The sequence below is a fragment of the Paraburkholderia phenazinium genome (genome assembly GCF_900142845.1).
GTDB classification, from domain to species: Bacteria; Pseudomonadota; Gammaproteobacteria; order Burkholderiales; family Burkholderiaceae; genus Paraburkholderia; species Paraburkholderia phenazinium_A.
This window is the reverse complement of record NZ_FSRU01000002.1, coordinates 2,470,389-2,494,493: the sequence shown is the minus strand read 5'-3', so window position 1 is coordinate 2,494,493 and position 24,105 is coordinate 2,470,389. Positions and strand designations below refer to the sequence as shown.

At 63.6% G+C, this 24,105-nt stretch carries 24 protein-coding genes; 12 read left to right on the top strand and 12 right to left on the bottom strand.

Features of this window, described 5'->3' with window-relative positions; all coding sequences use genetic code 11:
* Nucleotides 1–79 precede the first annotated feature (79 nt).
* From BUS12_RS28135 to BUS12_RS39945, 3 genes are all read left to right on the top strand, one after another.
* On the top strand, nucleotides 80–2,476 hold the full coding sequence (locus BUS12_RS28135; protein ID WP_083640649.1) for a DUF6531 domain-containing protein: 2,397 nt from the start codon (nucleotides 80–82) through the stop codon (nucleotides 2,474–2,476).
* Nucleotides 2,477–2,561: 85 nt separating this feature from the next.
* Nucleotides 2,562–2,858, top strand: a complete 297-nt coding sequence (locus BUS12_RS28130) for a hypothetical protein (protein ID WP_143788481.1) — start codon at nucleotides 2,562–2,564, stop codon at nucleotides 2,856–2,858.
* Between the two features lie 249 nt (nucleotides 2,859–3,107).
* Nucleotides 3,108–3,479, top strand: coding sequence for a DUF6984 family protein (locus tag BUS12_RS39945; protein WP_437123882.1), 372 nt, complete (start codon nucleotides 3,108–3,110; stop codon nucleotides 3,477–3,479).
* Nucleotides 3,480–3,597: 118 nt separating this feature from the next.
* Here BUS12_RS39945 and kynA read toward each other — a convergent pair whose 3' ends face one another.
* The 3 genes from kynA to kynB are packed head-to-tail and all read right to left on the bottom strand — an operon-like array spanning nucleotide 3,598 to nucleotide 6,503.
* Nucleotides 3,598–4,575, bottom strand: coding sequence for a tryptophan 2,3-dioxygenase (kynA, locus tag BUS12_RS28120; RefSeq protein ID WP_074300644.1), 978 nt, complete (start codon nucleotides 4,573–4,575; stop codon nucleotides 3,598–3,600).
* Between the two features lie 10 nt (nucleotides 4,576–4,585).
* Nucleotides 4,586–5,836 carry a kynureninase gene (kynU, locus tag BUS12_RS28115; RefSeq protein ID WP_074300643.1) on the bottom strand — a complete coding sequence of 417 codons (1,251 nt, stop codon included), beginning with the start codon at nucleotides 5,834–5,836 and terminating at the stop codon, nucleotides 4,586–4,588.
* A 25-nt stretch (nucleotides 5,837–5,861) separates the two neighbouring features.
* The gene (gene kynB, locus BUS12_RS28110) at nucleotides 5,862–6,503 is read right to left on the bottom strand and encodes an arylformamidase (protein ID WP_074300642.1); all 642 of its coding nucleotides are present in this window, start codon (nucleotides 6,501–6,503) and stop codon (nucleotides 5,862–5,864) included.
* A gap of 131 nt (nucleotides 6,504–6,634) precedes the next feature.
* On the opposite strand from kynB, the gene BUS12_RS28105 reads away from it, so the two are divergent.
* A complete protein-coding gene (locus BUS12_RS28105; RefSeq protein ID WP_074300641.1) occupies nucleotides 6,635–7,150 on the top strand; it encodes an Lrp/AsnC family transcriptional regulator in 516 nt (171 codons plus the stop codon).
* Nucleotides 7,151–7,199: 49 nt separating this feature from the next.
* Here BUS12_RS28105 and BUS12_RS28100 read toward each other — a convergent pair whose 3' ends face one another.
* The gene (locus BUS12_RS28100) at nucleotides 7,200–7,709 is read right to left on the bottom strand and encodes a flavin reductase family protein (RefSeq protein ID WP_074300640.1); all 510 of its coding nucleotides are present in this window, start codon (nucleotides 7,707–7,709) and stop codon (nucleotides 7,200–7,202) included.
* A 279-nt stretch (nucleotides 7,710–7,988) separates the two neighbouring features.
* Between BUS12_RS28100 and msrA the strand changes: the two genes are divergently transcribed.
* Nucleotides 7,989–8,537: a peptide-methionine (S)-S-oxide reductase MsrA gene (msrA, locus tag BUS12_RS28095; RefSeq protein WP_074300639.1), complete on the top strand. Its 549-nt coding sequence runs from the start codon at nucleotides 7,989–7,991 to the stop codon at nucleotides 8,535–8,537.
* Here the strand turns inward: msrA and BUS12_RS28090 are convergent.
* The 3 genes from BUS12_RS28090 to pdxH all read right to left on the bottom strand — a co-directional run bounded on the left by BUS12_RS28090 (nucleotide 8,524) and on the right by pdxH (nucleotide 11,806).
* Nucleotides 8,524–9,726: a DUF72 domain-containing protein gene (locus tag BUS12_RS28090; RefSeq protein ID WP_074300638.1), complete on the bottom strand. Its 1,203-nt coding sequence runs from the start codon at nucleotides 9,724–9,726 to the stop codon at nucleotides 8,524–8,526. The two genes, msrA and BUS12_RS28090, sit on opposite strands and share 14 nt — an antisense overlap.
* 73 nt (nucleotides 9,727–9,799) lie before the next feature.
* On the bottom strand, nucleotides 9,800–11,014 hold the full coding sequence (locus BUS12_RS28085) for an SAM-dependent methyltransferase (RefSeq protein ID WP_074300637.1): 1,215 nt from the start codon (nucleotides 11,012–11,014) through the stop codon (nucleotides 9,800–9,802).
* A 150-nt stretch (nucleotides 11,015–11,164) separates the two neighbouring features.
* Complete coding sequence (pdxH, locus tag BUS12_RS28080; RefSeq protein ID WP_074300636.1) at nucleotides 11,165–11,806, bottom strand: pyridoxamine 5'-phosphate oxidase; 642 nt, start codon at nucleotides 11,804–11,806, stop codon at nucleotides 11,165–11,167.
* Between the two features lie 339 nt (nucleotides 11,807–12,145).
* Here pdxH and tcdA point away from each other — a divergent pair, with 339 nt between their 5' ends.
* The gene (gene tcdA / locus BUS12_RS28075) at nucleotides 12,146–13,000 is read left to right on the top strand and encodes a tRNA cyclic N6-threonylcarbamoyladenosine(37) synthase TcdA (RefSeq protein ID WP_074300635.1); all 855 of its coding nucleotides are present in this window, start codon (nucleotides 12,146–12,148) and stop codon (nucleotides 12,998–13,000) included.
* On the opposite strand, the gene trxA is transcribed toward tcdA, so the two are convergent.
* Nucleotides 12,997–13,845 (bottom strand): thioredoxin, encoded by an 849-nt coding sequence (gene trxA / locus BUS12_RS28070; RefSeq protein WP_074300634.1) that lies wholly within the window; start codon nucleotides 13,843–13,845, stop codon nucleotides 12,997–12,999. The genes tcdA and trxA overlap by 4 nt on opposite strands.
* A gap of 164 nt (nucleotides 13,846–14,009) precedes the next feature.
* Entirely contained in the window at nucleotides 14,010–14,891 is an 882-nt protein-coding gene (locus tag BUS12_RS28065; protein WP_074300633.1) for a pirin family protein, read from the bottom strand.
* Nucleotides 14,892–15,010: 119 nt separating this feature from the next.
* Here BUS12_RS28065 and BUS12_RS28060 point away from each other — a divergent pair, with 119 nt between their 5' ends.
* Complete coding sequence (locus BUS12_RS28060) at nucleotides 15,011–15,892, top strand: EamA family transporter (protein WP_074300632.1); 882 nt, start codon at nucleotides 15,011–15,013, stop codon at nucleotides 15,890–15,892.
* 6 nt (nucleotides 15,893–15,898) lie between these two features.
* Here the strand turns inward: BUS12_RS28060 and BUS12_RS28055 are convergent, their stop codons facing one another.
* Both BUS12_RS28055 and tsaE read right to left on the bottom strand, forming a co-directional pair.
* Nucleotides 15,899–17,455 (bottom strand): N-acetylmuramoyl-L-alanine amidase, encoded by a 1,557-nt coding sequence (locus tag BUS12_RS28055; RefSeq protein ID WP_074300631.1) that lies wholly within the window; start codon nucleotides 17,453–17,455, stop codon nucleotides 15,899–15,901.
* Nucleotides 17,437–17,994: a tRNA (adenosine(37)-N6)-threonylcarbamoyltransferase complex ATPase subunit type 1 TsaE gene (gene tsaE / locus BUS12_RS28050; RefSeq protein WP_074300630.1), complete on the bottom strand. Its 558-nt coding sequence runs from the start codon at nucleotides 17,992–17,994 to the stop codon at nucleotides 17,437–17,439. The genes BUS12_RS28055 and tsaE overlap by 19 nt, the downstream gene beginning before the upstream one ends.
* Nucleotides 17,995–18,011: 17 nt before the next feature.
* Between tsaE and queG the strand changes: the two genes are divergently transcribed.
* The 3 genes from queG (at nucleotide 18,012) to xerD (ending at nucleotide 20,826) form a co-directional block, all read left to right on the top strand.
* Nucleotides 18,012–19,277 carry a tRNA epoxyqueuosine(34) reductase QueG gene (gene queG, locus BUS12_RS28045; RefSeq protein ID WP_074300629.1) on the top strand — a complete coding sequence of 422 codons (1,266 nt, stop codon included), beginning with the start codon at nucleotides 18,012–18,014 and terminating at the stop codon, nucleotides 19,275–19,277.
* 128 nt (nucleotides 19,278–19,405) lie between these two features.
* Complete coding sequence (locus BUS12_RS28040; protein ID WP_074300628.1) at nucleotides 19,406–19,876, top strand: methylated-DNA--[protein]-cysteine S-methyltransferase; 471 nt, start codon at nucleotides 19,406–19,408, stop codon at nucleotides 19,874–19,876.
* On the top strand, nucleotides 19,873–20,826 hold the full coding sequence (xerD, locus tag BUS12_RS28035) for a site-specific tyrosine recombinase XerD (protein WP_074300627.1): 954 nt from the start codon (nucleotides 19,873–19,875) through the stop codon (nucleotides 20,824–20,826). Before BUS12_RS28040 ends, xerD begins: the two co-directional genes overlap by 4 nt.
* Nucleotides 20,827–20,936: 110 nt before the next feature.
* On the opposite strand, the gene BUS12_RS28030 is transcribed toward xerD, so the two are convergent.
* Nucleotides 20,937–22,499: a class I adenylate-forming enzyme family protein gene (locus BUS12_RS28030; protein WP_074300626.1), complete on the bottom strand. Its 1,563-nt coding sequence runs from the start codon at nucleotides 22,497–22,499 to the stop codon at nucleotides 20,937–20,939.
* 139 nt (nucleotides 22,500–22,638) lie between these two features.
* Between BUS12_RS28030 and ybaK the strand changes: the two genes are divergently transcribed.
* Entirely contained in the window at nucleotides 22,639–23,130 is a 492-nt protein-coding gene (gene ybaK / locus BUS12_RS28025; RefSeq protein WP_074300625.1) for a Cys-tRNA(Pro) deacylase, read from the top strand.
* A 210-nt stretch (nucleotides 23,131–23,340) separates the two neighbouring features.
* Nucleotides 23,341–23,994 (top strand): glycerol-3-phosphate 1-O-acyltransferase PlsY, encoded by a 654-nt coding sequence (gene plsY, locus BUS12_RS28020; RefSeq protein WP_074300624.1) that lies wholly within the window; start codon nucleotides 23,341–23,343, stop codon nucleotides 23,992–23,994.
* The last annotated feature ends 111 nt before the right edge of the window (nucleotides 23,995–24,105 follow it).

The window sequence follows — 24,105 nt, the reverse complement described above, 5'->3', positions numbered from 1 at the left end:
CGTATACCTCTTTGCTACGTTCCCATGCAGTGTGTCGTGCTTTACGTTTATCTAACGACACCTTGCAAAGGGACGGTTGATGAAAAATAAAATGTCATGTCACGGGCCAGCATTCATGTTGGCCCGTTTGCTTTCGGCGATCGTTTTGCTGTTGGTGGCATTCGGAGCGAATGCTGAAAACGGAGACGGGATTTGCTTCGGCCTTTACCCGAAGTCTGGGGCGATTCAAGGCACGTCGTCTTGTCCGCTTATCGCTTCCAGCAATACCCCAGTTGGGATGGCCACGTACCGATGTACGGCAGAACTGCCCGTCGTCAAGCGGTGGTGCGCCGCTCCGCCTGATGATACGAGCGACGATCGAAGCTGCCCGGTAGCGGATCCGGTCTATGCGAGCTCCGGCGCAACCACTCTCTCTGAAGTTGACTTTCATAGCGGTGACGACCGGCCGTTTGTGTTCCGTCGTACCTATCGGGCCCGACCCGTCACGCGACCGGATTCGGGCTTTGGCTCGCTATGGTTTCACAACTGGCAGCGCCAGCTAAATCTCACGGCCGTGAACGGCGCTCCTTCCCGGGTTGTTGCTTACAGGGAGAACGGGAGCTCTGTGTCGTTCAGCAAGGCATCCGGTGCATGGCGCCCAACTGACGGAACGCCGCTGACGCTCGCGCAAAGTTCGTCTTCGTGGACGCTAAATGACCTGACCGATGGAAGTGCCGAAACCTATTCCGCACAAGGCGTCTTGTTGTCCGTCGCCGATCACGACGGACGGATCACTACGCTGACTTATAGCGATAGCAATACCCCTGGAAACGTGGCGCCAGCACCAGGCTTGCTCGTAAGCATCAGTGAGCATGCGGCAGGGACGAATCCGTACTACGACCTTGCGATACGGCTGACCTACGATGCGAAGTGGCGCATCACGCAGATGGGCGATTCGACGGGGAACTTCACGCAGTATGGCTATGACACTTATAACAATCTGGTGTCGGTCACCTGGCCGGATGGCAACGTGCGCCGCTATGTCTATGAGGACACGCGTTTCGCGAGCGCCCTGACGGGTGTGATCGATGAGACCGGCTCCCGTATCTCGACATGGACATACGACGCCAACGGGCGCGCCACGGCGGTTAGTCATCCCGACACAACTCGGAATGCGTCGTTCGCCTACGGGAGCGGTGCGACGACCGTCACCAGCAGCCAGCGCGCCACGACGGTGAATTTCTCCCCGTTTGGCGGTACGTTGCGCCCGACCGGCAATGACGCTGGGTACAGCATGGGTTGGGATACCCTCGGTAACCTGACGACCGATATCGCGCCGTATGACAAGAATGTCCAATACGTGTACGACGAGTTCAATCGCCCTACCCAAGCGACTGTTCACAACAAGTTGGGCTTGGGTATCACGACAGTGCGGTATGCAGACTCGGTTAGTTTGCGTCCGTATATGGTCGCTTCGCCGGGTTGGCTCCGAACGTACGTCTACGATAGCAACGGTAACGTGACCGGCATTAGCGAGCGTCCGACGACCGATTCAACCGGCGCGAGTGGGTTCGACGCAAGGCTTGGTGATGGGATAAGCCGAAGCTATGGGCTTGTGTACAACTCTGCGAATCAGGTGACGTTTGCGCAGATGTACGAAGACGGTCGATTGACTGGCGAATGGGGGGGCACGCAAGACCAGACTGGGAATCTCCGTTCGATTCTCGACCGGAAGACCGGCACCTCGATCAACATGAGGCTCCGTGATACGGCTCACAGAGTCATCACAATCGAGGGGCCAGGCTTCTTTGCCAACCCGGCATATGACATCCGTGGCCGTCTCACTACTTTCCAGTACCAGGAATATCCTGGACCTCTGAACGGAAACGTCAAGCGTTTCCTCAAGGTGAACTATACGTATTCGGCGGATGGCCGGGTGGTTGGTCGGACGGCGACGGTATCGACAAATCTCGGGCCTGACGTATCGATCGGTAGCGACGAGATTGACAAGTGGCTCGACAATTTCGAATCGGGTGTCGCACCCGCAGGGCCGCCGGTCAATTTGCTGGGTTGGGTAAAAGCGCTGCAGTTTGTTCAGGAGCAGGGGCTGGAGCCAGTGTGTCCTGAGTGCGCCATTGCGTCGGGGGCTCGCTTTGCCTGGCTCGTTTACCAGCTTGCAAAAGACCCCATGTGGGTGGCCAAGAATGGCATTCGACAGGCGACGGAGGCGAAGCAATGTAAGCCGACCGGGGCGAACAATGCAGGTAATATCAGGTTCCAGACCACCCACTATGCATCGCGACTTGAGCAGGAAGGGGTCAACGTTGCGGACGCACAAAGTGAGGTTGCAGATATAGTGAACAATATCAGCTCAGACATGACGCCGAATACGGACACGGTAGGAAGAATGACGGTCGACGGAGTTTTGGTGGAGTGGCGGGCGTTTATGTTGCCAGACGGTACAGTGAGTGTTGGAACCATCTTTCCGGTACGTTGATATGCTTCGCGCACTAACCGACAATGAAATAGCTTTTATCACCGGCATAGCTCACCGACTAGACGATGAGGCTTCCAGGAGGCTGATGAGTGATCTGGCGAGCGCGCAGGCAGAAGTCACATTGCCAGATGGAGCATTAATCCGTTTTCACCTCGCCGGATATCAACGCGCGCCGTACTCCGGGCAACGGCTATATCCGGCCGAGGGATTGATGGATGATGTAGACGGCTCGCCGATTGCACTGCTGCTGTTCGCTGACCCAACTGACAGACTCTTCGAGCTTGAATATGTGCGTTGGTGGGGTGGGGATTTGCAGAAACCGAACTGGTCCACAGTTCGGTTTATACCCGACTCGCCCCCCACGAAAACAGGCACTGCATGAGCGGCATCCTGTTCAAGTCCACGATGGGCAAAGAGCGAACCCTGCCTCTCGGAGTGTTGCACGGGTAAGGCGGAGAGCTGCTCAAAGTTGGAGTCATGAGGCGGTATCGGCTCCGTGAGACCTGCGTCGAGGCGCTGACCATCGACAGCACGTGTCGCGACTTCCGGAGCCGATCCGCCTTGTCTACGAATAAATTTGTATGGATGCCACCAGCGTTGATGCAAACCTCAGCGACCAAGCCTCGACATCGTGCGTGAGTTGATTGAGAACGAGCGAGGCTTCATTCGCAGCGTGGCAATGCGGCTTGACCCAGCAGAGCGGGACAAGCTCCTACATGATTTGACAACCGCGCGCGTGGAATCCATAGCGTACGACGATTCCTTGCTCGTACTCCATCTCGATGGCTATCAACGGCCTGCCGAGTGGGGACAGCACACGTATCCGTTCGAAGGAACGATGAGGGATATGGACGGAGCGGTGGTGGATGTTCCGCTGCTTGCGGACGCGGCCCACCGGCTTTACCAACTCGAGTTTGTTCGTTACTCAGACGGCCCTTTGCTGCGGCCGAACTGGTCGACTCTTGAGATCGCTCATCGCAGTACGAGGCAAGGGGCCAAGTAAAGTGCGATATGCGGGAAGCGACATAGGAAAAGAGAGAGCGTGTTCTTGCGAGTCCGAGGAGGCCTTCGCGGCCGCAAGAACCGTCATCAAATGTTTTGTTGTTGACCAGCAATGTCGCCTAAAGCATCGTCCTAACATGCCACAACTCTGGAAACAGCACGACATCAAGCATCTTGCGCAGATAGAGCGCCCCACTCGTCCCGCCCGTGCCCTGCTTGAACCCAATAATCCGCTCAACCGTGGTCACATGCCTGAAGCGCCACTGCCGAAACGCGTCCTCCAGATCGACCAGCTCCTCGGCCATCTCATACAGTTCCCAGTATTGCGAAGGATTGCGATACACCTCAAGCCACGCCGCCTCAACCGACGCGTCGTGCGTAGTCGGCTGGGTCCAATCCCGCTCCAACCGCTCCGGCGCGATCGCAAACCCACGCCGCGCGAGTAACCGGATCACTTCGTCATAAAACGAAGGCGCTTCGAGCGTGGCCTTGACCTCAGCAAGCACATCAGGCCGATGCGCATGCGGCTTCAGCATCAACTCATTCTTGTTACCGAGCAGAAACTCGATCTGCCGATACTGATGCGACTGAAACCCAGACGAGCTACCCAGATAAGGCCGCATCGCGGTGTACTCGGAAGGCGTCATGGTCGACAGCACGCTCCACGCCTGCACCAGTTGCTCCATGATGCGCGACACCCGCGCGAGCATCTTGAACGCAGGCGGCAACTCATCGCGATGCACCGCATCGAGCGCAGCACGTAGCTCATATAACGCGAGCTTCATCCACAGTTCGCTGGTCTGATGCTGGATGATGAACAGCATCTCGTTGTGATCCGGCGAGAGCGGATGCTGCGCGGACAAGATGGAGCCGAGCGACAGGTAATCCCCATAGCTCATCGACTTCGAGAAATCGAGCTGGGCGTTGTGCCAGCCGTCGTCATCGGCTGCCGGAACGTGCGGCGCGTGCGCAGTCTGCGTAGCGTGTGCCGCCGCGCCACCGCTGCCGTGACCAAAAGGACACCCCCCCTGCGCCGGCGCAGCACCGGACTCTTCTTGCGAACCAGGAACGCCCGGCGTTTGCATATGATCGGTCATCGCGCGCTCCTTAGGTCACCGCACCGCGCGCGGCAAATTCCGGCGCTCGCCAGGTCTCTTTGACGAGCACCTCCCGCAGCGTCTCGACGGCGTCCCACACATCGACAAAGCGCGTATACAGCGGCGTAAAGCCGAAGCGCAGCACATGCGGCTCCCGATAATCGCCAATCACGCCACGCGCAATCAACGCCTGCATCACCTCATAACCATGCGGATGCTCAAAGCTCGCATGCGAGCCGCGCTGCTTGTGATCGCGTGGCGTGACGAGCTTGAGCGGAAACTCCGCGCAGCGCGATTCGACCAGCTCGATAAACAGATCGGTGAGCGCGAGCGATTTCTGGCGAATCGCCTGCATATCGGTTTGCAGGAACACATCGAGTCCGCATTCGACCAGCGCCATCGACACCATCGGCTGCGTGCCGCACAGAAAGCGGCCCACGCCGTCATCGGGCTTGTAGACCGGATTCATCTCGAACGGTGCGCGATGACCCCACCATCCCGACAGCGGTTGCGCAAACGCATTCTGATGACGATGCGGAACCCACACGAACGCCGGCGAGCCCGGCCCGCCATTCAGATACTTGTACGTGCAGCCCACCGCGTAATCCGCGCCCACGCCGTTCAGATCCACCGGCACGGCGCCCGCCGAGTGCGCCAGATCCCACAGCGCGAGCGCGCCTTTATCGTGAATCAGCTTCGTGAGCGCCGCCATGTCGTGCATGTAGCCGGTGCGGTAGTTCACGTGAGTGATCATCGCAATCGCGGTGTCGTCGCCGATCGCCGCCGGCAGTTCCGACGGGTCGTCGACGAGGCGCAGTTCGTAACCCCGGTCGAGCTGTTCGATCAGGCCTTGCGCGATGTACAGGTCCGAGGGGAAATTCGAGCGTTCGGAGACGATCACGCGCCGCTTCGGGTCGCGCTGGTTCGCGAGCCGCACGGCAGCGGAAAGCAGCTTGAACAGGTTGATCGAAATGGTATCGGTGACGACCACTTCGTTGTGCGCCGCGCCGATCAGCGGCGCGAGCTTGTTGCCCAGGCGCCGGGGCAGCGCGAACCAGCCCGCGCTATTCCAGCTGCGGATCAGGCCTTCGCCCCATTCGGCGGCGATCACGGTCTGCGCGCGTTGCGCCGCGGCGGCCGGCGGCACGCCGAGCGAATTGCCGTCGAGGTAGATGGTGGTGGTCGGCAGCGCGAACTGGTCGCGCAGGGAGCCAAGCGGGTCGGCGCGGTCGAGCGCTACAGCTTCGTCACGGTTGTTCATGATGGTCCAGTCAAATAATCGGTGATCAGGTGTTGGCGGCAGGCAGCGCGCGCAGGACGGCGCGTACCGGGCTCGCGTCGAGCGTGGCGAACTTCAGCGGCAGGGCGATCAGCTCATAGTCGCCGGGGGCGACGGCGTCCAGCACGATGCCTTCGAGAATCGCCATCCGGTGGGCGCGAATCCGGTGATGCGCGTCCATCGTCTTCGAGTCCTGCGGGTCCAGCGACGGCGTGTCGATGCCGATCAGCTTGACGCCGTGCGCCGCGAGCAGGTCGATCGTCGCCGGTGCGACCGCGCAGAACGCGCTGTCCCACGCCGTGGTCGGCGCGCGCTCGTAGGTGCGCAGCAACACGCGCGGCGGCAGGTCGTCCAGCGCGCCGGCCACCTGCTCCGGCGTCACGACCGGCGAGGCGCCGATGCAGTGAATCACGCGGCAGCGGCCCAGGTAGGCGTCGAGCGGCACCGCGCCGATGGCGGCGCCCTCGGCGTCGTAGTGGAGCGGGGCGTCGGTATGCGCGCCGGTGTGCGGCGACAGCGTGAGCCGGGCCACATTGACCGGCGAGCCGGCTTCCATGCGCCAGACGCGTTCAATGCCGACCGGCGTGTCGCCCGGCCAGACGGGCGTTGCGGTGTCGATGGCGGGGGTGATGTCCCAGAGTGTGTTCATGTCTCCCTAGTCTCTTGCGGTCTATGCAAGGAATGATAGGCGGGCCGCCAGGAAATGTGCTTGCGAAAAAATCTCGTTTTTTGGTCCCCGTTGGAACATAATTTGATGCAAACAGGAAAGGGAGACCGAATGTGAACGCGATCTCGCTCGACGCCACCGATTGCCGTATCTTGACGGTGCTTCAGCAAGAAGGAAGGATCAGCAATCTAGACCTGGCGGAGCGCATCTCGCTTTCGCCTTCCGCCTGCCTGCGCAGGCTGCGCCTGCTGGAGGAACAGGGTGTCATCGAACGCTACCGGGCGTGCCTGAACCGCGAGGTGCTGGGCTTCGAGCTGGAGGCGTTCGTGCAGGTGTCGATGCGCAACGACCAGCAAAACTGGCACGAGCGCTTTGCGGAGGCGTTGCGCGACTGGCCGGAGGTGGTCGGCGCGTTCGTGGTGACGGGCGAGACCCACTATCTGCTGCGGGTGCTCGCGCACAACCTCAAACACTATTCGGATTTCGTGCTGGACCGCTTGTACAAGGCGCCCGGCGTGATGGATATCCGCTCGAATATCGTGCTGCAGACGCTCAAGGAGGATTCGGGCGTGCCGGTGGCGCTGGTGGCCGCGGCGGCGGCCCGCGGCAGCGTGGTCGCGGGCGATTGACTGGCGGGAAACGGCGGTGGAATCGTCGCCTGGCACCGCCGGTGGAGTTCTACAGCGGTTTCAATCCGTGGAATTGCCCGCTCTGGAATACCAGCGGCGCGAGGTCGCCGGCATTCTCATGGACGCCGCAGCGTTCCACCTCGCCCACAAAAATGACGTGGTCGCCTTCCTCGTAGCGGCTGCGGTTGTGGCATTCAAACCACGCTAGCGCACCGTCGAGCACCGGCATCCCGGAGTCGCCCGCCGCGTGCGAGACACCCTCGAAGCGGTCACCCTTGACGGTCGCAAAACGCTTGCACAGCTCAAGCTGCGACGCGGCTAGCACGTTGACCACATAGTGACTGTTCGCCTGGAACGCCGGCATCGACGCCGAGCGCGTGGCGAGGCTCCACAGCACGAGCGGCGGCGCGAGCGACACCGAATTGAACGAACTCGCCGTAATGCCGATCAACTGGCCCGACGCCGCACGCGTGGTGATCACCGTGACGCCGGTGGCGAACTGACCCAGCGCCTTTTTAAAGGCGAGCTGGTCGAAGTCGGGCGGAACGGCGCGCTTCATGGGAGGCGGGTCCACTGGTTTGGCCGGGTGGCCGTATAGCGGGCGCGAATGGAATAAATTGAATCGAAAGTCATGTAGAAAATCGGCGATTTGTCCCAATTTTAACGGAATCGCAGGCGGACTGGCCGTGAACCTAGGCCGTCGTCATTGACGTGGCCCGCTTCATGCGACGAACCGGTAGATGCCGCGAGAGGGTGAGTGCGAGGGCGGCAGCGCGATGTCGCCCGGCCTGGGCGGCACCGCACAACGGCGGGCGGCAATCAATCAGGAGCAGGCAGCATGACTCAGACAAATGAAGTCGCCACCCTCGGGGGCGGATGTTTTTGGTGTCTCGAGGCCGTGTTTCTCAGCGTCGAGGGTGTCACCGCGGTGGAGTCCGGCTATGCGGGCGGCAAGACGCAGCGGCCGACCTACGAGCAGGTGTGCGACGGCGACACCGGCCACGCGGAAGTCGTGAAGGTCGAATTCGATCCGGCCAGAATCGGCTACCGCGAGATTCTCGACATTTTTTTCGCGATCCACGATCCGACCCAGCTCAACCGGCAGGGTAACGACGTCGGCACGCAGTACCGTTCGGTGATCTTCACGCACGCCGACGCGCAGCGCGAGACGGCGCTGCAGGCGATCCGCGAGGTGGCGGCCGAAGGCATCTACCACGGGCAGATCGTCACCCAGGTCTTGCCGCTCGACGGCAACTACTGGCCGGCCGAAGCCTATCACCAGAACTATTTTGCGCAGCACCCGAGTCAGGGCTATTGCTCGGTCGTGGTGGCGCCGAAGGTCGCGAAGTTTCGTCAGAAATTCGCGCATCGGGTCAAGGCGGGTTGAGGGCGAGTAGAGCGGCATAGGCCTCGGCGATCGCCCGCGCCAGTTTGATGCAGCTTAGCGGCGCCGACCCCTCCGCCTTGTTGTTGACGGCAATCACCACCGGCTGCCCCGCGATGGCATAGCGCGCGGCCAGTTCGGCCAGCGCCATGCAGGTGGCCGGATCCTCGTCGACAAGGCGGTCGAACGGCTCGTACTTCGCCTTCGCCTGTTCGTATTTGAAGCCGCCGTGCAGGCTCCAGCGTACGATCAGCGGCCCGGCCGGTTCACCGTCGAGCAGCGCGAGCGCCGCCGCCTGCCGCAGCGGGTCGGGCATGCGCGCATGCAGACCCACGCAGTAGCGCACGCCGGCTGCTTTCAGCGTCCGGATGAAGCGCGGCGTCAGCAGGCACGCGTCGCGAATCTCGACTGCATACCAGGCACCTTCCGGCAAACGCGGCAACGCGCCCAGAAACTCGGCGAGACGTTCGATGAAGCCGGCCGGGTCGGCCAGCATCTGGTCCGGTAGCGGCGAAAACTGGAACACCAGCGCGCCGGCTTTCGTGCCGAGGCCGTCGAGACAGGGCCGCACGAATTCGTCGGTGGCCAGTTGCGCATTCAGAAAACACGGATTGAGCGAGACCGGTTCGCCGCGCTCGGCGCGCACCGTGGCATCCGTGACGAGAGCGGGCGCTTTGACGATGAAGCGGAAGTGGTCGGGCACCTGCTGCGCATAGCGCAGATAGTCGGTGACGGTGAGCGGCGCATAAAACGAGCGGTCGATGCTGACCGTACGCAGCAGCGGATGCGTGCCGTAAGCGGTAAGGCCGTCGCGCGACAGTTTGCTGTTGCTGTAATCGTCGCCGTAGACGATGCCTTTCCAGCCCGGGAACGACCACGTCGAGGTGCCCAGATGGATCTGCGGCGGCAGGGTGCGGGCGATCTCCAGGACTTCGGCTGAAGGTTCGACGGCGAGGACGTCGCGGGTGCGGCGCTTTTTGGCGGCGGTAGGGGCGGGCGGCGGGCCGTTGCCGCTTGCCACGTCCGTCGCGGACCCAGGTCCCACCTTCGCCGCAGTTGAGTCACTTGTCGCGTCACGTGCACGCGCAGTAACCGGCATGCCGAACAGATCCAGTTGCCCGGCATCTACTTCCGGTGGCTCCGCTGCCGTGTCGTTCAGCAACGGGAATTCGCTTGCTCCGCCTTCGTCCATCGATTTCTGGTCTTGCTGTCAAAAGTTGCGCCGGAGCGGCTGCGCGGCGGTGCGGTGCTCCGGCGCAACCGCATCACAGCGGTTTGTCGTACATGTACCGGCGCGACCACGGCAAGGTCTTCGCGCTGTGGCCGGCCTTGCGGCACACCACCTGGTAGATCGACACGTCGTCGTTCTCGAACGCATACGCGCAGCCGGCCAGATACACACGCCAGATGCGGAATTTCTCGTCGTCGACCAGCGTGCGGGCTTTTTCCGCGTGGGCTTCGAAATTCTCCGCCCAGATATCGAGCGTGTGCGCATAGTGACGGCGCAGGCTTTCGACGTCAACTGCTTCGAGCCCGCCGCGCTGCATGGCCTCGAGCGCGAGACTGATGTGCGGCAGCTCGCCGTCCGGGAACACGTAGCGGTCGATGAACTCGCCGCCGCCGAGCGACGTCTCGCCGCTGTCCGCATCCGACGAGGTAATGCCGTGGTTCATCGCGATGCCGTCGTCCACCAGCAGGTCATGCATCTTCTGGAAGTAACCCGGCAGGTTCTTGCGGCCCACGTGCTCGAACATGCCCACACTGGTGATGCGGTCGAACTGGCCTTCGAGATCGCGATAGTCCTGCAGGCGGATCTCGATCTTGTCTTCCAGCCCGGCGGCTTTCACGCGTGCGGTCGCCAGATCGAACTGGTTCTGCGACAGCGTAATGCCCAGGCACTGCGCACCGAATTTCGACGCCGCCCGCAGCACGAGCGCGCCCCAGCCGCAGCCGATGTCGAGCAGGCGCTGACCGGGTTGCAACTGGATCTTGGTGAGAATGTGGTCGATCTTCTTGATCTGCGCGGTGGCGAGATCTTCATCGCCGTTTTCGAAGTACGCACACGAGTACACCATGTTCTCGTCGAGCCACAGCTGGTAGAACTCGTTCGAGACGTCGTAGTGATACTGAATGGCCTTCTTGTCCGACGACTTCGAGTGATTGAAGTAGCGTCGCACGCGCGCAAGCTTGCTGGCGTTCGTGACCGTGTTGCGGGCCAGCGAGTAGCCGACGTTGATGATGTCCGACAGCTTGCCTTCGATGTCGATCTTGCCCTTCACGTACGCCTCGCCCAGATTGTCGAGACTCGGTTCGAGCAGGTAAGGCAGCGCCGTAGCGCTCTTGACGTGTAGCGTGACCTGGGGCGCGGCAAACTGCCCAAAGTCGTGTTGCTGACCATCCCACAGCACAAGGCGCGCTGGCAGGTTCGCCTTGGTTCTCACTTCTTCCACCCACTGCGCCAGCTTCTTCTCCCAGAACATGTGATTTCTCCGTGTCCGATGAAATACAAAGCAAAGCTTTTCAGGTCGCTGCGTGCCGTGGCGTAACTCCAGGGCCTTGATGGCCGCGCGACCTTGGCCGGTGCGTGCGCTGCTTCTATGGCAGTCGGGCGCGCCGGCGTTGATATAAGTTCAGGGCGACAGCCGGGCGATCTGCCAGTCGCCCCCTTCTACCGCACGTGTATAGAGTAGACGGTCGTGCAGACGCGACGGCCTACCTTGCCAGAATTCCATGGCGTCGGGAATCAGGCGATAGCCGCCCCAATGCGGCGGCCGCGGCGGATGCTCGCCGTATTGCGCGCTGATTGCCTTCTCCCGCGCTTCAAGTACCGCGCGGCTTTCAATTACCTGACTTTGTTCGGATGCCCACGCGCCGATGCGCGAACCGAGCGGCCGTGATTCGTAGTACTGGTCGCTTTCGGCTGCGCTCGCCTTGACGACGCGGCCCTCGATGCGCACCTGGCGCTCCAGTTCGATCCAGTAAAACAACAGGCTCGCATGCGGGTTGTCCGCGAGTTCGCGGCCCTTGCGGCTTTCGTAATTGGTGAAGAACACAAACCCGCGTTCGTCGACTGCCTTGATCAGCACGATTCGGGCCGACGGACGGCCGCGCGAATCGACTGTGGCGAGCGTCATCGTATTCGGCTCGGGTAGTTTGGCGTCGATGGCCTGCGCAAACCATGCGTCGAATTGACGAAACGGATTGCGGTCGGCATCGGCCACGTCCAGTGAACCCAGCGAATAGTTTTTCCGAAGTTCGGCGAGTGAGGTCATCTTCTTATGCGAACACTACAGTTCGGCCAGTATAGCTAAGGAACAAATTTCCTGCGTGCGGCGTGACACGGTGTGCGGCGCCTTGAGCGAGGCCCACGCAGGGCTTTAGCGTCGGTTGTGACGCGATCAGGCAAAATACCGGATTGGCGCATGCGTGTGTTTCTTAACGGTGTTTCCGACTGCGATTCGTTTGCGCCTTGACAGGTTTTGTCTGCTTTTTAGTTTGCTTCGTGGTTGGCCGCAGTTTGCTGTGTACTGTGCTGCGGTTTGCGTTTTATGCCCGTTGCTTTTATCCGCTGCTTTACCCGCTTTTTGCCCGATCCCAACGAGCCCCTGACCATGTCGACACTCAGTTCTACCGCGCATTCCGATCTTACTACCAGCCCCGGCGGCTTTGAAGCCGCCGATCATGCGCGGCGGTTTGGCGGCATTGCCCGGCTGTATGGCGCGCCGGCGCTCGCGGCGTTCGAGCGTGCCAGCGTGGCGGTGATCGGCATTGGCGGGGTCGGCTCGTGGGTGGCCGAGGCGCTGGCGCGCAGTGCGGTGGGCAGCCTGACGCTGATCGATCTCGACAACGTCGCGGAAAGCAACACGAACCGGCAGATCCACGCGCTCGACGGCAACTACGGCAAGCCGAAGGTCGAGGCAATGGCCGAACGGATCGCGCAGATCAATCCGCTGTGCGACGTGCGGCTGGTGGAAGACTTCATCGAGCCGGACAACTTCGCCAAGGTGCTGGGCGGCGGTTTCGACTACGTGATCGATGCCATCGACAGCGTGCGTACCAAGACCGCGCTGATCGCATGGTGTGTCGAGCAGCAACAGCCGTTGATCACGGTGGGCGGCGCGGGCGGCCAGCTCGACCCGACGCGCATCCGCATCGACGATCTGGCGTTGACGATTCAGGATCCGCTGCTCTCGAAGGTGCGCGCGCAATTACGCAAGCTGCATGGTTTCCCGCGCGGTCCGAAGGCCAGATTCAAGGTGAGCGCGGTGTATTCGGACGAACCGTTGATCTACCCGGAAGCCGCCGTTTGCGACATCGACGAGGAAGCTGAGCACGTCACTACTTCGCCGGGGCATACCGGGCCGGTCGGCTTGAACTGTGCGGGATTCGGTTCAAGCGTGTGCGTGACGGCGAGCTTCGGGTTCGCCGCCGCCGCACACGTGCTGCGCGCGCTGGCAGCCGTTTAGAACAGCGCGGCGCTCAGCTTGCGCCGCCACTGCGAGACGATTTCCGGCTGATGGGCGGCGAGATCGAACACCGACAGCATGGTCTTGCGGCCGATGTCGTCGCGGAACGTGCGGTCGCGCTGCACGATGGCGAGCAGATGCTCGAGCGCGCCGGCATAGTTGCGCCGCGCAATCAGCGCGCTGGCGAGGTCGAAGCGGGCTTCGAGATCGGCGGGCTCGGCGGCGACGCGGGCTTCCAGCGCGTCGGTGGGCGGCAGGTCCGCGGCGGCATCCACGGCGTCGAGGCGCGTCTTGATGGCGTTGAAGCGTGCGTCGATGCCCTGGGTGGTCTTCGGCGACAGCAGGTCCACCTCGTTGCGCGCTTCGTCGATGCGGTTGTCTTCCAGCAGCAGTTCGATCAGATCGAGACGCGCGTCGTCGTAACCCGGGTCGTAGGCTAGGCCGGCCTTGAGCGCGTCGTAAGCGTCTTCGCGGCGGCCTTCGGCGAGCGCGGCCTGGGCTTCGGCGCGTGCGGCGTCGGCGCCTTGCGGCACCAGCCGGTCGAGGAAGGCGCGCAACTGGCCTTCCGGCAGCACGCCGACAAACTGGTCCACGGGTTGGCCGTCAGCAAAGGCCATGACGTGCGGAATGCTGCGTACCTGGAAGTGCGCGGCCAGTTCCTGATTCTCGTCGACGTTCACTTTGACGAGGCGCCATTTGCCGGCATATTCGGCTTCGAGTTTTTCCAGCATCGGGCCGAGCGTCTTGCACGGTCCGCACCACGGCGCCCAGAAGTCGACCAGCACCGGCGCAAGCGTCGAGGCGGTGATGACGTCTTTTTCGAAAGTGGCCAGGGTTGTTTCCATTGCATCCTCGTCGGTATAACAGGTCGAGCGTGTAGATGGGGGCGAATGCAGCGGCTTCAATGCACGCCTCCTGCCTTGCGGCGGGACTCTCGCGAGCCCGGCTTAAGCCGCATCCGTGCGCGTCTTCCGTTCAGTGCGTTTAGTGTGGCGTGCGTCCAGTGCCTTCAGTGCGCTGGGCGTTCGGGCAGCGGAATCCACTCCGTTTCGCCCGGGACTTTGCCCATTTCCTGATTCGTCCAGGCGAGTTTGGCCTGGTCGATTTTCTCGCGCGAGCTGGCAACGAAATTCCATTCGATGAAGCGCTCGCCATCGAGCTTTTCTCCGCCGAGCAGCATCACGGTGGCGCCGCCGCTGCTGGCGAGCGTCACGGTTTCGTCGAGCGCCAGAACGGCCATCTGGCCGGCTTCGAGCGGCGCGCCGTCAATCTCCAGATCGCCGTCCACCAGGTAGACGCCGCGTTCCTCGTGCTCGGGTTCGAGCGCGAAGGCGCCGCCCGGCGTGAAATGCGCGGCCACGTAGAGCGTGCCTGAGAACGTCGTTACCGGCGCGGTCTGACCGAACGCGGTGCCGGCGATCACGCGCAGCGTGACGCCGTTGCGTTCGATTTCGGGCAGCGTCGCGGCGGCGTGATGCTCGAAGGACGGTTCGATCTCTTCCGCGTCGAGCGGCAAGGCGACCCAGGTCTGGATGCCGTGCATCGTCAGGCCGCTCGCGCGGTCTTCAGGGGGCGTGCGTTCCGAGTGGACGATGCCGCGGCCGGCGGTCATCCAGTTGACGTCGCCGGGGACGATTTTCTGCTCCGAGCCGAGGCTGTCGCGATGCATGATCGCGCCTTCGAACAGGTAGGTGACGGTGGCGAGGCCGATATGCGGATGCGGACGCACGTCGAGGCCCACGCCGGGTTCGAGGGTGGCGGGGCCCATGTGGTCGAAGAATATGAACGGCCCGATCAGGCGCGCCGCCAGCGCCGGCAACACGCGGCGGACGGTCAGGCCGCCGACGTCGCGCAAGTGGGGCTTGAGGACTGCTTTGATCGAGGAGGACATGGGCAGGCTCGGTGGGTGGTGGATGGGGTCATTCTACTGGTGTGCGGGGGATGGTGCTGTTTGCGGCGGGGCTGGCTCCGCTAAACTCCCACTTCCGACAACAACACAAGGAGACGGCGATGGCGCCGAAGGATCTGCTGCTGGCGCTGGTGGTGGTCATTGCCTGGGGCATCAACTTTGTCGTGATCAAGGTGGGCCTGCACGGCGTGCCGCCGATGTTGCTCGGCGCGCTGCGTTTCGGCCTCGCCGCGCTACCCGCCGTGTTCTTCGTCAAGCGCCCGCAGATGCCCTGGCGCTGGCTGCTCGCCTACGGCGCGACGATCTCGTTCGGCCAGTTCGCGTTTCTCTTTTCCGCCATGTACGTCGGCATGCCGGCCGGTCTGGCATCGCTGGTGCTGCAGGCGCAGGCTTTCTTCACGCTGATCTTCGCCGGCGTCTTCCTGCACGAGCGCTTTCGCGCGCCGAACGTCGTCGGGCTGGCCATTGCATCCGGCGGCCTCGCTGTGATCGGCATGCAGGGCGGACACGCGATGACCCTCGCCGGCTTCGTGCTGACCTTGTGCGCGGCCGGTTCATGGGCGCTCGGCAACATCGTCACGAAGAAGGTCGGCAAGGTGGATCTGGTGGGGCTGGTCGTGTGGGGAAGCCTGATTCCGCCGCTGCCGTTTCTTGCGCTGTCTTACGCGTTCGAAGGGCCGCAGCGGATCGTGGCTGCGTTGTCGGGCATCGGCGCCACGTCGATCTTCGCGGTGGTGTATCTCGCCTTCATTGCGACGCTGCTCGGCTACAGCCTCTGGAGCCGTCTGCTGGCGCGCTATCCGGCGAGCCAGGTCGCGCCGTTCTCGTTGCTCGTGCCGATTGTCGGTCTTGCGTCCGCTTCGGTGTTTCTCGACGAGCATCTGACGACGCCGCAGATCGCAGGCGCCGCGCTGGTGATGGCCGGTCTTGCGGTGAACGTGTTCGGCGGCTGGCTCGTGCGGCGTTTTGTGCCGGCGCGCTAGGCCGCCTCACGTCATGCGGTTCTTCGCCAGCGGCGGATTGGCCGCGAAGTACCGCTTGATGCCCTTCAGGATCGCGGACGCCATCTGGTCGCGATAGGCGTCGTCGTTCAGGCGCTTCTCTTCGTCCGGGTTGCTGATGAAGGCCGTCTCGACGAGGATGGACGGAATGTCGGGCGCCTTCAGCACGGCGAAGCCGGCCTGTTCGACCGAGCCCTTGTGCAGCTTGTTGATGTCGCCGATCTCGTTCAGCACGAAGTTGCCGTAGCGCATCGAATCGCGGATCTGCGCGGTGGTCGACATGTCGAACAGCGCGCGGTTGACCGCGGCGTCGTCCGATTTGATGTTGATCCCGCCAATCTGGTCCGACGAGTTTTCCTTGTTCGCCATCCAGCGCGCCGCGGCGCTCGATGCGCCATGGTCCGACAGCGCGAACACCGACGAGCCGCGCGCGAGCGGCGTGGTGAACGCGTCCGCGTGGATCGACACGAACAGGTCGGCGCCGACGCGCCGCGCTTTCTGCACGCGAACGTTCAGCGGCACGAAGAAATCGTCGTCGCGCGTCATCATCGAGCGCATGTTGGGCTGCGCATCGATCTTGGCGCGCAGCTTCTTCGCGATGTCGAGCGCGATGTGCTTCTCGTAGGTGCCCGCACTGCCGATCGCACCGGGGTCTTCGCCGCCATGACCCGGGTCGATCGCCACGGTCAGGAGACGCACCGTGCCGCTCTTGCCGGACTTCGGCGTGGTGAAGGCGTAGGTGTCGTCGGCGCTGTCGCCGCTATCGCTGTTGTTGCCGTTGTTGTTGGCCAGTGCGCTCGGCGGCGCCGCCGGCTTGCTGGGCGTTGGCGCCTGGGCCAGCGCTCGCGGCGCGGGCACGGGTGCGCTGTGCACGGGCGGCCGCGGCGCATCCGGAGCGCTGCCGTTGTCCTGCGCGTAGCGGTCGAAAAACGCCTCGCTGTTGTCGGCGGTGGGCGGTGTGGTGCCGGGGCCGCTCAACGTGCTGGGCGGCGCGTTATTTTCATCGAGGCGCTGCTGCTTGTGCTCGCTCTGCGCGAGCAAATCCATCATCGGATCCGGTGCGACCGCCGGGTACAGGTCGAACACCAGCCGGTACTTGTACGAGCCGACCGGCGGCAACGTGAACACCTGCGGCTTCACCGAGCCTTTCAGATCGAACACCATCCGCACCACATGCGGTTGATACTGGCCGACACGCACCGCCTGGATCTGCGGATCGTTCGGCGTGATTTTCGACACCAGGTCCTTGAGCGCCTGGTCGAGATCGAGGCCGTTCAGATCGACCACCAGGCGGTCGGGGCCTTGCAGCAGTTGCTGGGTGTTCTGCAGCGGCTGATCGGATTCGATCGTCACGCGGGTGTAGTCGCGCGCCGGCCAGACCCGCACGCCGAGCACCGAGCTGGCCCAGGCGAGGCGCGGCGCGACGAGGCCGAGCACGAGCGTCGAGGCGCCGGCGCGGAGAATCTGCCGGCGCCGCCAGTTATGCGTTGCGGTAGCGGCGGACTCGATCGAGCGAAATGGTTTGATTAACATCTTTCTAGACATGCTTTTCCTGATTCGCTGTACGCCCGGGCAATCAGCAGCCGGCCGTCGCCATCCACATCGAGCGAGAAAACAAGATCCGGCACGCCTAGCAGACCGCCCGCGCGTTGCGGCCATTCGACGAGGCAAACCGCGCCGCTGTCGAAGTACTCGCGAAAGCCGGCGTCGGCCCATTCGGCCGGATCGGTGAAACGGTACAGATCGAAGTGATAGAGCTCAAGTTCCCCATCGGGTCTTTCGACCGCATACGGTTCGACGAGCGTATAGGTGGGACTGCGCACCCGCCCAGTGTGACCGAGGCCGCGCAACGTGGCGCGCACGAGGGTGGTTTTGCCCGCGCCGAGGTCGCCCGTCAGTTGCACCTGCAGGCCGTGAAATGCCGCGTGGCCGCCATGCGCATGGTGCGCTTTGCGCACGCCCTCAATGGCCTCTGCGAAGCGCACGCCGAACGCACTGGTGGCGGCTTCGTCCGCGAGCGCAAAGTGACGCTCGAGCAGGACGGCGGCAGGCGGTTGGATCGAGAGATCGGAGTTGTCGGGCATTCTCGTAAAATGGCGTGATGAACCGAAGTCCGGAGTCCCCCGTTTCCTGCACGCCTGCGTCCGATGACGATGCGCCTGCCATGCGTCGTTTCGATGAAGCGGCGCTGGCGGCGCTTGCCCTGCGCATCAAGGCGTGGGGCCGCGAACTAGGTTTCGGGGCGGTCGGCATCAGCGATACCGATCTCTCCGCTGCCGAGGCTAATCTTGCCGCATGGCTCGAAGAGGGCTGCCACGGCGAGATGGATTATATGGCTAAACATGGGATGAAACGCGCGCGGCCCGCAGAGCTTGTGGCCCATACGCGACGCGTCATCAGTGCGCGGATGGCCTATTTGCCCGCGCATTTGTCTTCACATTCGCCCTCGCGTTCGTCACCCACGGAAGAAGCTGGAAAGGCCGGTGAAAGCCCGCAGCAGGAAGGGCGCAACTGGCGCGCCGTTGAGCATGCAAGGCTTGGCGATCCTGCGGCGGCGGTGGTTTCGATCTACGCGCGGGGCCGCGATTATCACAAGGTGATGCGCAACCGCCTGCAGCAGCTCGCCGAAAAGATCGAAGCGGAAATCGGCGCCTACGGCTACCGCGTGTTCACCGATTCCGCCCCGGTTCTCGAGGTCGAACTCGCGCAGAAGGCGGGCGTCGGCTGGCGCGGCAAGCATACGTTACTGTTGCAACGCGACGCCGGTTCGCTGTTTTTCCTCGGCGAAATCTATGTCGACGTGCCGCTGCCGACCGACGCCGAGACTTCTCCGGACGACGCGCCGCAGACGCCCGGCGCCCATTGCGGCAGTTGCACGCGCTGCATCGACGCGTGCCCGACCGGCGCGATCGTCGCGCCTTATAAGGTCGACGCGCGTCTTTGCATCTCCTATCTGACCATCGAACTGAAAGGCAGTATTCCGCCGGATTTGCGCCCGCTGATCGGTAATCGTGTGTATGGCTGCGACGATTGCCAACTGGTCTGTCCGTGGAACAAGTTTGCGCAGGCCGCGCCGGTTGCCGATTTCGACGTGCGGCACGGACTCGATCGCGCGACGCTGGTCGATCTGTTCGACTGGAGCGCCGACGAGTTCGATACGCGCATGCAGGGCAGCGCGATTCGCCGCATCGGCTATGAGTGCTGGCTGCGCAATCTGGCGGTCGGCATGGGCAACGCGCTGCGTGCCGATCCGGCAAGCTTCGCCGGCGGCGCGCGAGCGGCGATTGTCGACGCCTTGCGCCGTCGTGTGGAAGATCCGTCGCCGCTCGTGCGCGAGCACGTCGAATGGGCGCTTGAAGCCGCGTAAGCAGGCGGCGTACAGTAGCGGGGTTTCGGGCACGGCAGCGCGCATTGCCCCGCGCTCCGCGCCCCGGCCGGCGCGAACCGGTCGCGCAGACACATTGGGCAAGTACAGGACCATTGGGCAGGCACATCATGTTCAACGCAGTGATCGACGCGCCGTTCGGCAAGATCGGCATCCGGCTCGAAGCCGAGAAGGTGCGCGAGATTGTCTTTTTGCCGGAGTCGGTGAGCAACGTCGCACCGGAGACGCCGTTGGCAAGGCAAGCGGCGCAGCAGATCGAACGCTATCTGGAGCGTGCTTCGGCGGGCTTCGACCTGCCGCTGGCCGCTGTGGGTACCGCGTTTCAGCAACGCGTGTGGGCGGGCATCAGCGCGATTCCGCCCGGGGTCGTGCTCACCTACGGGCAGCTTGCCAGGGAGGTGGGCAGCGTGCCGCGCGCGGTCGGCCAGGCGTGCGGTTCGAACTATTTTCCGTTGGTGATCCCGTGTCATCGCGTGGTGTCGTCAAGCGGTCTTGGCGGCTTCGCGCATCATGCGAACGACGATTTTTTCCACAACGTGAAGCGCTGGCTGCTGGCGCATGAAGGTGTGCCCTACGCATGAGCGAAGCTATCGTTGCCATCCCTGCTGACGACTCCGCCGCGCCCGCTGCGTCGCCGCTGTTCGTGGCAAGCAACGCCTCGATCGACGCGTTCTGCGACGCGCTGTGGCTCGAACACGGCCTGTCGCGCAACACGCTCGATGCGTACCGGCGCGATCTGCGCCTGTTCTGCGAGTGGCTGGCGCAAAGCCGCAACAGCTCGCTCGATACCGCCAGCGAAGCCGATCTCACCGCCTATAGCGTGGTGCGGCAGAAGGATAAGTCGACTTCGTCGAACCGGCGCCTCTCGGTGTTCCGGCGCTACTACGCCTGGGCCGTGCGCGAGCATCGCGCCCAGGTGGATCCGACGCTGCGCATCCGCTCGGCCAAACAGCCGGCGCGTTTTCCTGCGACGCTGAGCGAAGCCCAGGTCGAAGCGCTGCTTGGCGCGCCCGATATCGACACACCGCTCGGCCTGCGCGATCGCACAATGCTGGAACTGATGTATGCCAGCGGCCTGCGCGTCACCGAGCTTGTCACGCTGAAGACGGTGGAGGTGGGGCTTAACGAAGGCGTCGTGCGGGTGATGGGCAAGGGCTCGAAGGAGCGCCTGATTCCATTCGGCGAGGAAGCGCATGCGTGGATCGAGCGCTACCTGCGCGAGGCGCGGCCCGCGTTGCTGGGCGCGCGCGCCACCGACGCGCTGTTCGTCACGACACGCGCCGAAGGCATGACGCGCCAGCAGTTCTGGAACATCATCAAGCGTCACGCAGCGGCCGCCGAGGTGCATGCGCCGCTCTCGCCGCATACGCTGCGGCATGCGTTTGCGACGCATCTGCTAAATCACGGCGCCGATCTGCGCGTAGTGCAGTTGCTGCTGGGGCACACGGATATTTCGACCACGCAGATCTACACCCACGTTGCGCGTGAGCGGCTGAAGTCGCTGCACGCGGCACATCATCCGCGCGGGTGATGGGGCTGCCTGGCTAATGCGGCTTCTGTGGTTGACACCGCGGATACGGCCAGCCCGGCCAATCCGGCTAACGTAACGAATGCGGCTGCCGCTGCCGCGAGGCTCGTCGCTCAAACCAGATCGCGCAGCCGATGCTTGAGGATCTTGCCCGTTGACGCAGCCGGCAGCGCAGCGAGCGCCCGAACTTCGGCGGGACGCTTGTACGGTGCAAGACGCTCGCCGCACCACGCGATCAACTCTGCCGGCGTAACCTTGGCGCCGGCCCGCAGTTCGACGAAGGCCACGACCTCTTCATTGCCTTCGACTGCCCGCCCGATCACCGCCGATTGCACGACGTCCGGATGTGCATTCAGCACGTGCTCGACTTCCGCCGGATACACGTTGAACCCCGAACGGATGATCAACTCCTTGCTGCGTCCGACGATGTGCAGGGCGCCGTCCGCATCCTGGCGCGCGAGATCGCCGGTCTTGAGCCAGCCGTCTTCGGTCACGGTCGCGCGGGTCTGCTCCGGGTTGCGGTAGTAGCCGAGCATGACGTTCGGACCACGCACCCACAACTCGCCGATCTCGCCTTGCGCGGCGTCCACACCCTCGAGCGTGACGAAGCGCACCTCGATGCCGGGAATCGCCTGGCCGACCGAGCAATCGCTGCGCGGTGCATCGAGCAAGGTCTGCGCGACAGTCGGGCTGCTCTCGGTCATGCCGTAGCCGTTGTGCAGCGTGAGACCGTAGACGCTTTCGACATGGGCCTTCAGCGCCGCGTCGAGCGGCGAGCCGCCCGAGTACGCAAAGCGAAGATGCGGCGCGGACCACGCATGACCGTGCGTCTGCAGATGTTCGAGCAGCTTGGCGTGCATCGCGGGGACGCCCTGGAAGATCGACACGCGCTCTTCGGCGAGCGCGCGGCGCACGGCTTCGGGCGCGAAACGCGGCGCGAGCCGCAAGGTGGCGCCGGCATACAGGCTGCCGAGGCACACCGAGGCGAAACCGTAGACATGCGACATTGGCAGGACGGCGTACACCACATCGTCCGGGCCGACACTGCGCAGGCCGCTCGAAATCGCCGCGATAAACAGCAGGTTGCGATGCGACAGCATCACGCCCTTGGGCGCGCCGGTGGTGCCCGTGGTGTAGATCAGCGCGGCGCACTGACGCTCGCTTGCGGCCTCGACCGGTTCTGCCGCGACGGTGTCGTCAAGCGTATAGGCCCACGCGCCGATATCGGGCGCGAGCGCGGGCGCCGTAACTGCGCCATGGCGCTGGGCGTGTTGCTGCGCGTCGGACGAGCTTTCCACGGCATAGGCGATGAGGCGCGGCCTGGCGTGAGCGCGGATTGCGTCGAGCTCGGCGGCGGACAGGCGCGCGTTCGAGACGAGTGCCCACGCGTCGAGCGCAGCGGTGGCGAACAGCAGCACGACCTGCACGATGCTGTTTTCCGCCACGATCATCACGCGGTCGCCGCCGCGAACGCCCCATTCGCGCAGCAGCGCGGCGGTCGCCTCGACAGCTTCGAGCAGTTGCGCGCTCGTCAGACGGCGCGCATCTTCGATCAGGGCGACGTGCTGCGGATCGCGCGCGGCGGCCAGCGCCGGGATCTCGGCGATGCGCCGCGGTAGCGCCGCCAGCAGGCTGGGAACGTGGATGGCGCGGCGCGCGGGCGAGTCGAGGGTCAACGCTGTCTCCTTGAAACGGTAGGGTATCCGTACGCGTCGCGCCGGATGATTTACGAACGATCGTGCCACAGTGGCCACAGGCGCACAATTGGCCGTTCGGCAAATAGCCGTTGTGCGAGGTCGCTATTACAATGCGCCGATGAGCAAATCCAGACACGTCTCCGAAACGCCTGCCACTCAGTTTTTGCGCCGCCATGGCGTCGCGTTCGGCGAACATCCTTATGATTATGTGGAGCACGGCGGCACCACGGAATCGGCGCGCCAGCTCGGTGTCGACGAGCATCGGGTGGTCAAGACGCTCGTCATGGAAGACGAGCATGCCAAGCCGCTGATCGTGCTGATGCACGGCGACCGTACCGTCTCCACCAAGAACCTTGCGCGGCAGATCGGCGCAAAGCGCGTCGAGCCGTGCAAGCCCGAAGTGGCGAACCGGCACTCCGGCTACCTGATCGGCGGCACGTCGCCTTTCGGTACCCGTAAGGCGATGCCGGTGTATGTCGAGTCGAGTATTCTCGAACTCGAACAGATCTGGCTGAACGGCGGGCGGCGCGGCTTTCTCGTCAGCATTGCTCCCGCCGTGCTGACTACGCTGCTGGACGCGAAACCGGTGCAATGCGCGAGCGTGGATTGAGGACCACCCAACTTCCGGCTCCGCGTCACCACTGCTCGAAAAGGGTCAGGTAAACCCGCGTAGCCCGGCGTTTTCGTGCCGGGCCTCTGCAAAAGTGGCTGGCCGCGCCGGTCCGGTTGGGTAGAATGTTCGCCGTTTCGTTCGTGCCGTGGGGTGCATGTTGCACCTGTTGCACCCGTCGCGCTTTCCGATACCTATAAGAGTCCCCAGATGCAAAACCTGATCGTCGCCGTCGTCGCTTATCTGATCGGTTCGGTGTCGTTTGCCGTGATCGTCAGTGCCGTGATGGGCCTGGCCGACCCGCGCTCCTACGGTTCGAAGAATCCCGGCGCCACCAACGTGCTGCGAAGCGGTAACAAGACGGCCGCGATCCTGACGCTGGTGGGCGATGCGTTCAAGGGCTGGCTCGCCGTCTGGCTCGTGAGCCACTTCGGTCCGCATTACGGCCTTGACGATACGGCGATCGCGCTCGCCGCGATTGCCGTGTTCCTCGGCCACCTGTATCCGGTTTTCTTCCGCTTCAAAGGCGGCAAGGGCGTCGCGACGGCCGCGGGCGTGCTGCTGGCGATCAACCCGGTGCTTGGCATCGCCACGTTGCTGACCTGGCTGATCGTTGCGTTCTTCACCCGCTATTCGTCGCTGGCGGCGTTGGCGGCTGCGGTGTTCGCGCCGCTCTTCGACGGTTTTCTGTTCGGCGCGAACATCATTGCGCTGGCGATCGTCGTGATGAGTTCGCTGCTGGTCTGGCGCCATCGCGGCAACATCGCGAAACTGATGGCGGGGCAGGAAAGCCGCATCGGCGACAAGAAGAAGGCCGAGGCTCAGAAGAAGGCCGAAGCGCAGACGGCCGCGAAGCGGCACTGAGGCTGAAGCGGGCGGGGGCAAGCGGGGACACTGCGGGGCGGGCTCCACACGGCTCTACACAGCGCCGGGCGGCGCACCGCGACTGTCTCAAGACCGCCGAATGCCCCCCGA

Bases quoted from the DNA above. Each gene is read 5' to 3' on its own strand.
- BUS12_RS28135 (WP_083640649.1), top strand. From the start codon at position 80: ATGAAAAATAAAATGTCATGTCACGGGCCAGCATTCATGTTGGCCCGT.
- BUS12_RS28130 (WP_143788481.1), top strand. From the start codon at position 2,562: ATGAGTGATCTGGCGAGCGCGCAGGCAGAAGTCACATTGCCAGATGGA.
- kynA (WP_074300644.1), bottom strand. From the start codon at position 4,575: ATGACCGATCATATGCAAACGCCGGGCGTTCCTGGTTCGCAAGAAGAG.
- kynU (WP_074300643.1), bottom strand. From the start codon at position 5,836: ATGAACAACCGTGACGAAGCTGTAGCGCTCGACCGCGCCGACCCGCTT.
- kynB (WP_074300642.1), bottom strand. From the start codon at position 6,503: ATGAACACACTCTGGGACATCACCCCCGCCATCGACACCGCAACGCCC.
- BUS12_RS28100 (WP_074300640.1), bottom strand. From the start codon at position 7,709: ATGAAGCGCGCCGTTCCGCCCGACTTCGACCAGCTCGCCTTTAAAAAG.
- msrA (WP_074300639.1), top strand. From the start codon at position 7,989: ATGACTCAGACAAATGAAGTCGCCACCCTCGGGGGCGGATGTTTTTGG.
- BUS12_RS28090 (WP_074300638.1), bottom strand. From the start codon at position 9,726: ATGGACGAAGGCGGAGCAAGCGAATTCCCGTTGCTGAACGACACGGCA.
- BUS12_RS28085 (WP_074300637.1), bottom strand. From the start codon at position 11,014: ATGTTCTGGGAGAAGAAGCTGGCGCAGTGGGTGGAAGAAGTGAGAACC.
- pdxH (WP_074300636.1), bottom strand. From the start codon at position 11,806: ATGACCTCACTCGCCGAACTTCGGAAAAACTATTCGCTGGGTTCACTG.
- tcdA (WP_074300635.1), top strand. From the start codon at position 12,146: ATGTCGACACTCAGTTCTACCGCGCATTCCGATCTTACTACCAGCCCC.
- trxA (WP_074300634.1), bottom strand. From the start codon at position 13,845: ATGGAAACAACCCTGGCCACTTTCGAAAAAGACGTCATCACCGCCTCG.
- BUS12_RS28065 (WP_074300633.1), bottom strand. From the start codon at position 14,891: ATGTCCTCCTCGATCAAAGCAGTCCTCAAGCCCCACTTGCGCGACGTC.
- BUS12_RS28060 (WP_074300632.1), top strand. From the start codon at position 15,011: ATGGCGCCGAAGGATCTGCTGCTGGCGCTGGTGGTGGTCATTGCCTGG.
- BUS12_RS28055 (WP_074300631.1), bottom strand. From the start codon at position 17,455: ATGTCTAGAAAGATGTTAATCAAACCATTTCGCTCGATCGAGTCCGCC.
- tsaE (WP_074300630.1), bottom strand. From the start codon at position 17,994: ATGCCCGACAACTCCGATCTCTCGATCCAACCGCCTGCCGCCGTCCTG.
- queG (WP_074300629.1), top strand. From the start codon at position 18,012: ATGAACCGAAGTCCGGAGTCCCCCGTTTCCTGCACGCCTGCGTCCGAT.
- BUS12_RS28040 (WP_074300628.1), top strand. From the start codon at position 19,406: ATGTTCAACGCAGTGATCGACGCGCCGTTCGGCAAGATCGGCATCCGG.
- xerD (WP_074300627.1), top strand. From the start codon at position 19,873: ATGAGCGAAGCTATCGTTGCCATCCCTGCTGACGACTCCGCCGCGCCC.
- ybaK (WP_074300625.1), top strand. From the start codon at position 22,639: ATGAGCAAATCCAGACACGTCTCCGAAACGCCTGCCACTCAGTTTTTG.
- plsY (WP_074300624.1), top strand. From the start codon at position 23,341: ATGCAAAACCTGATCGTCGCCGTCGTCGCTTATCTGATCGGTTCGGTG.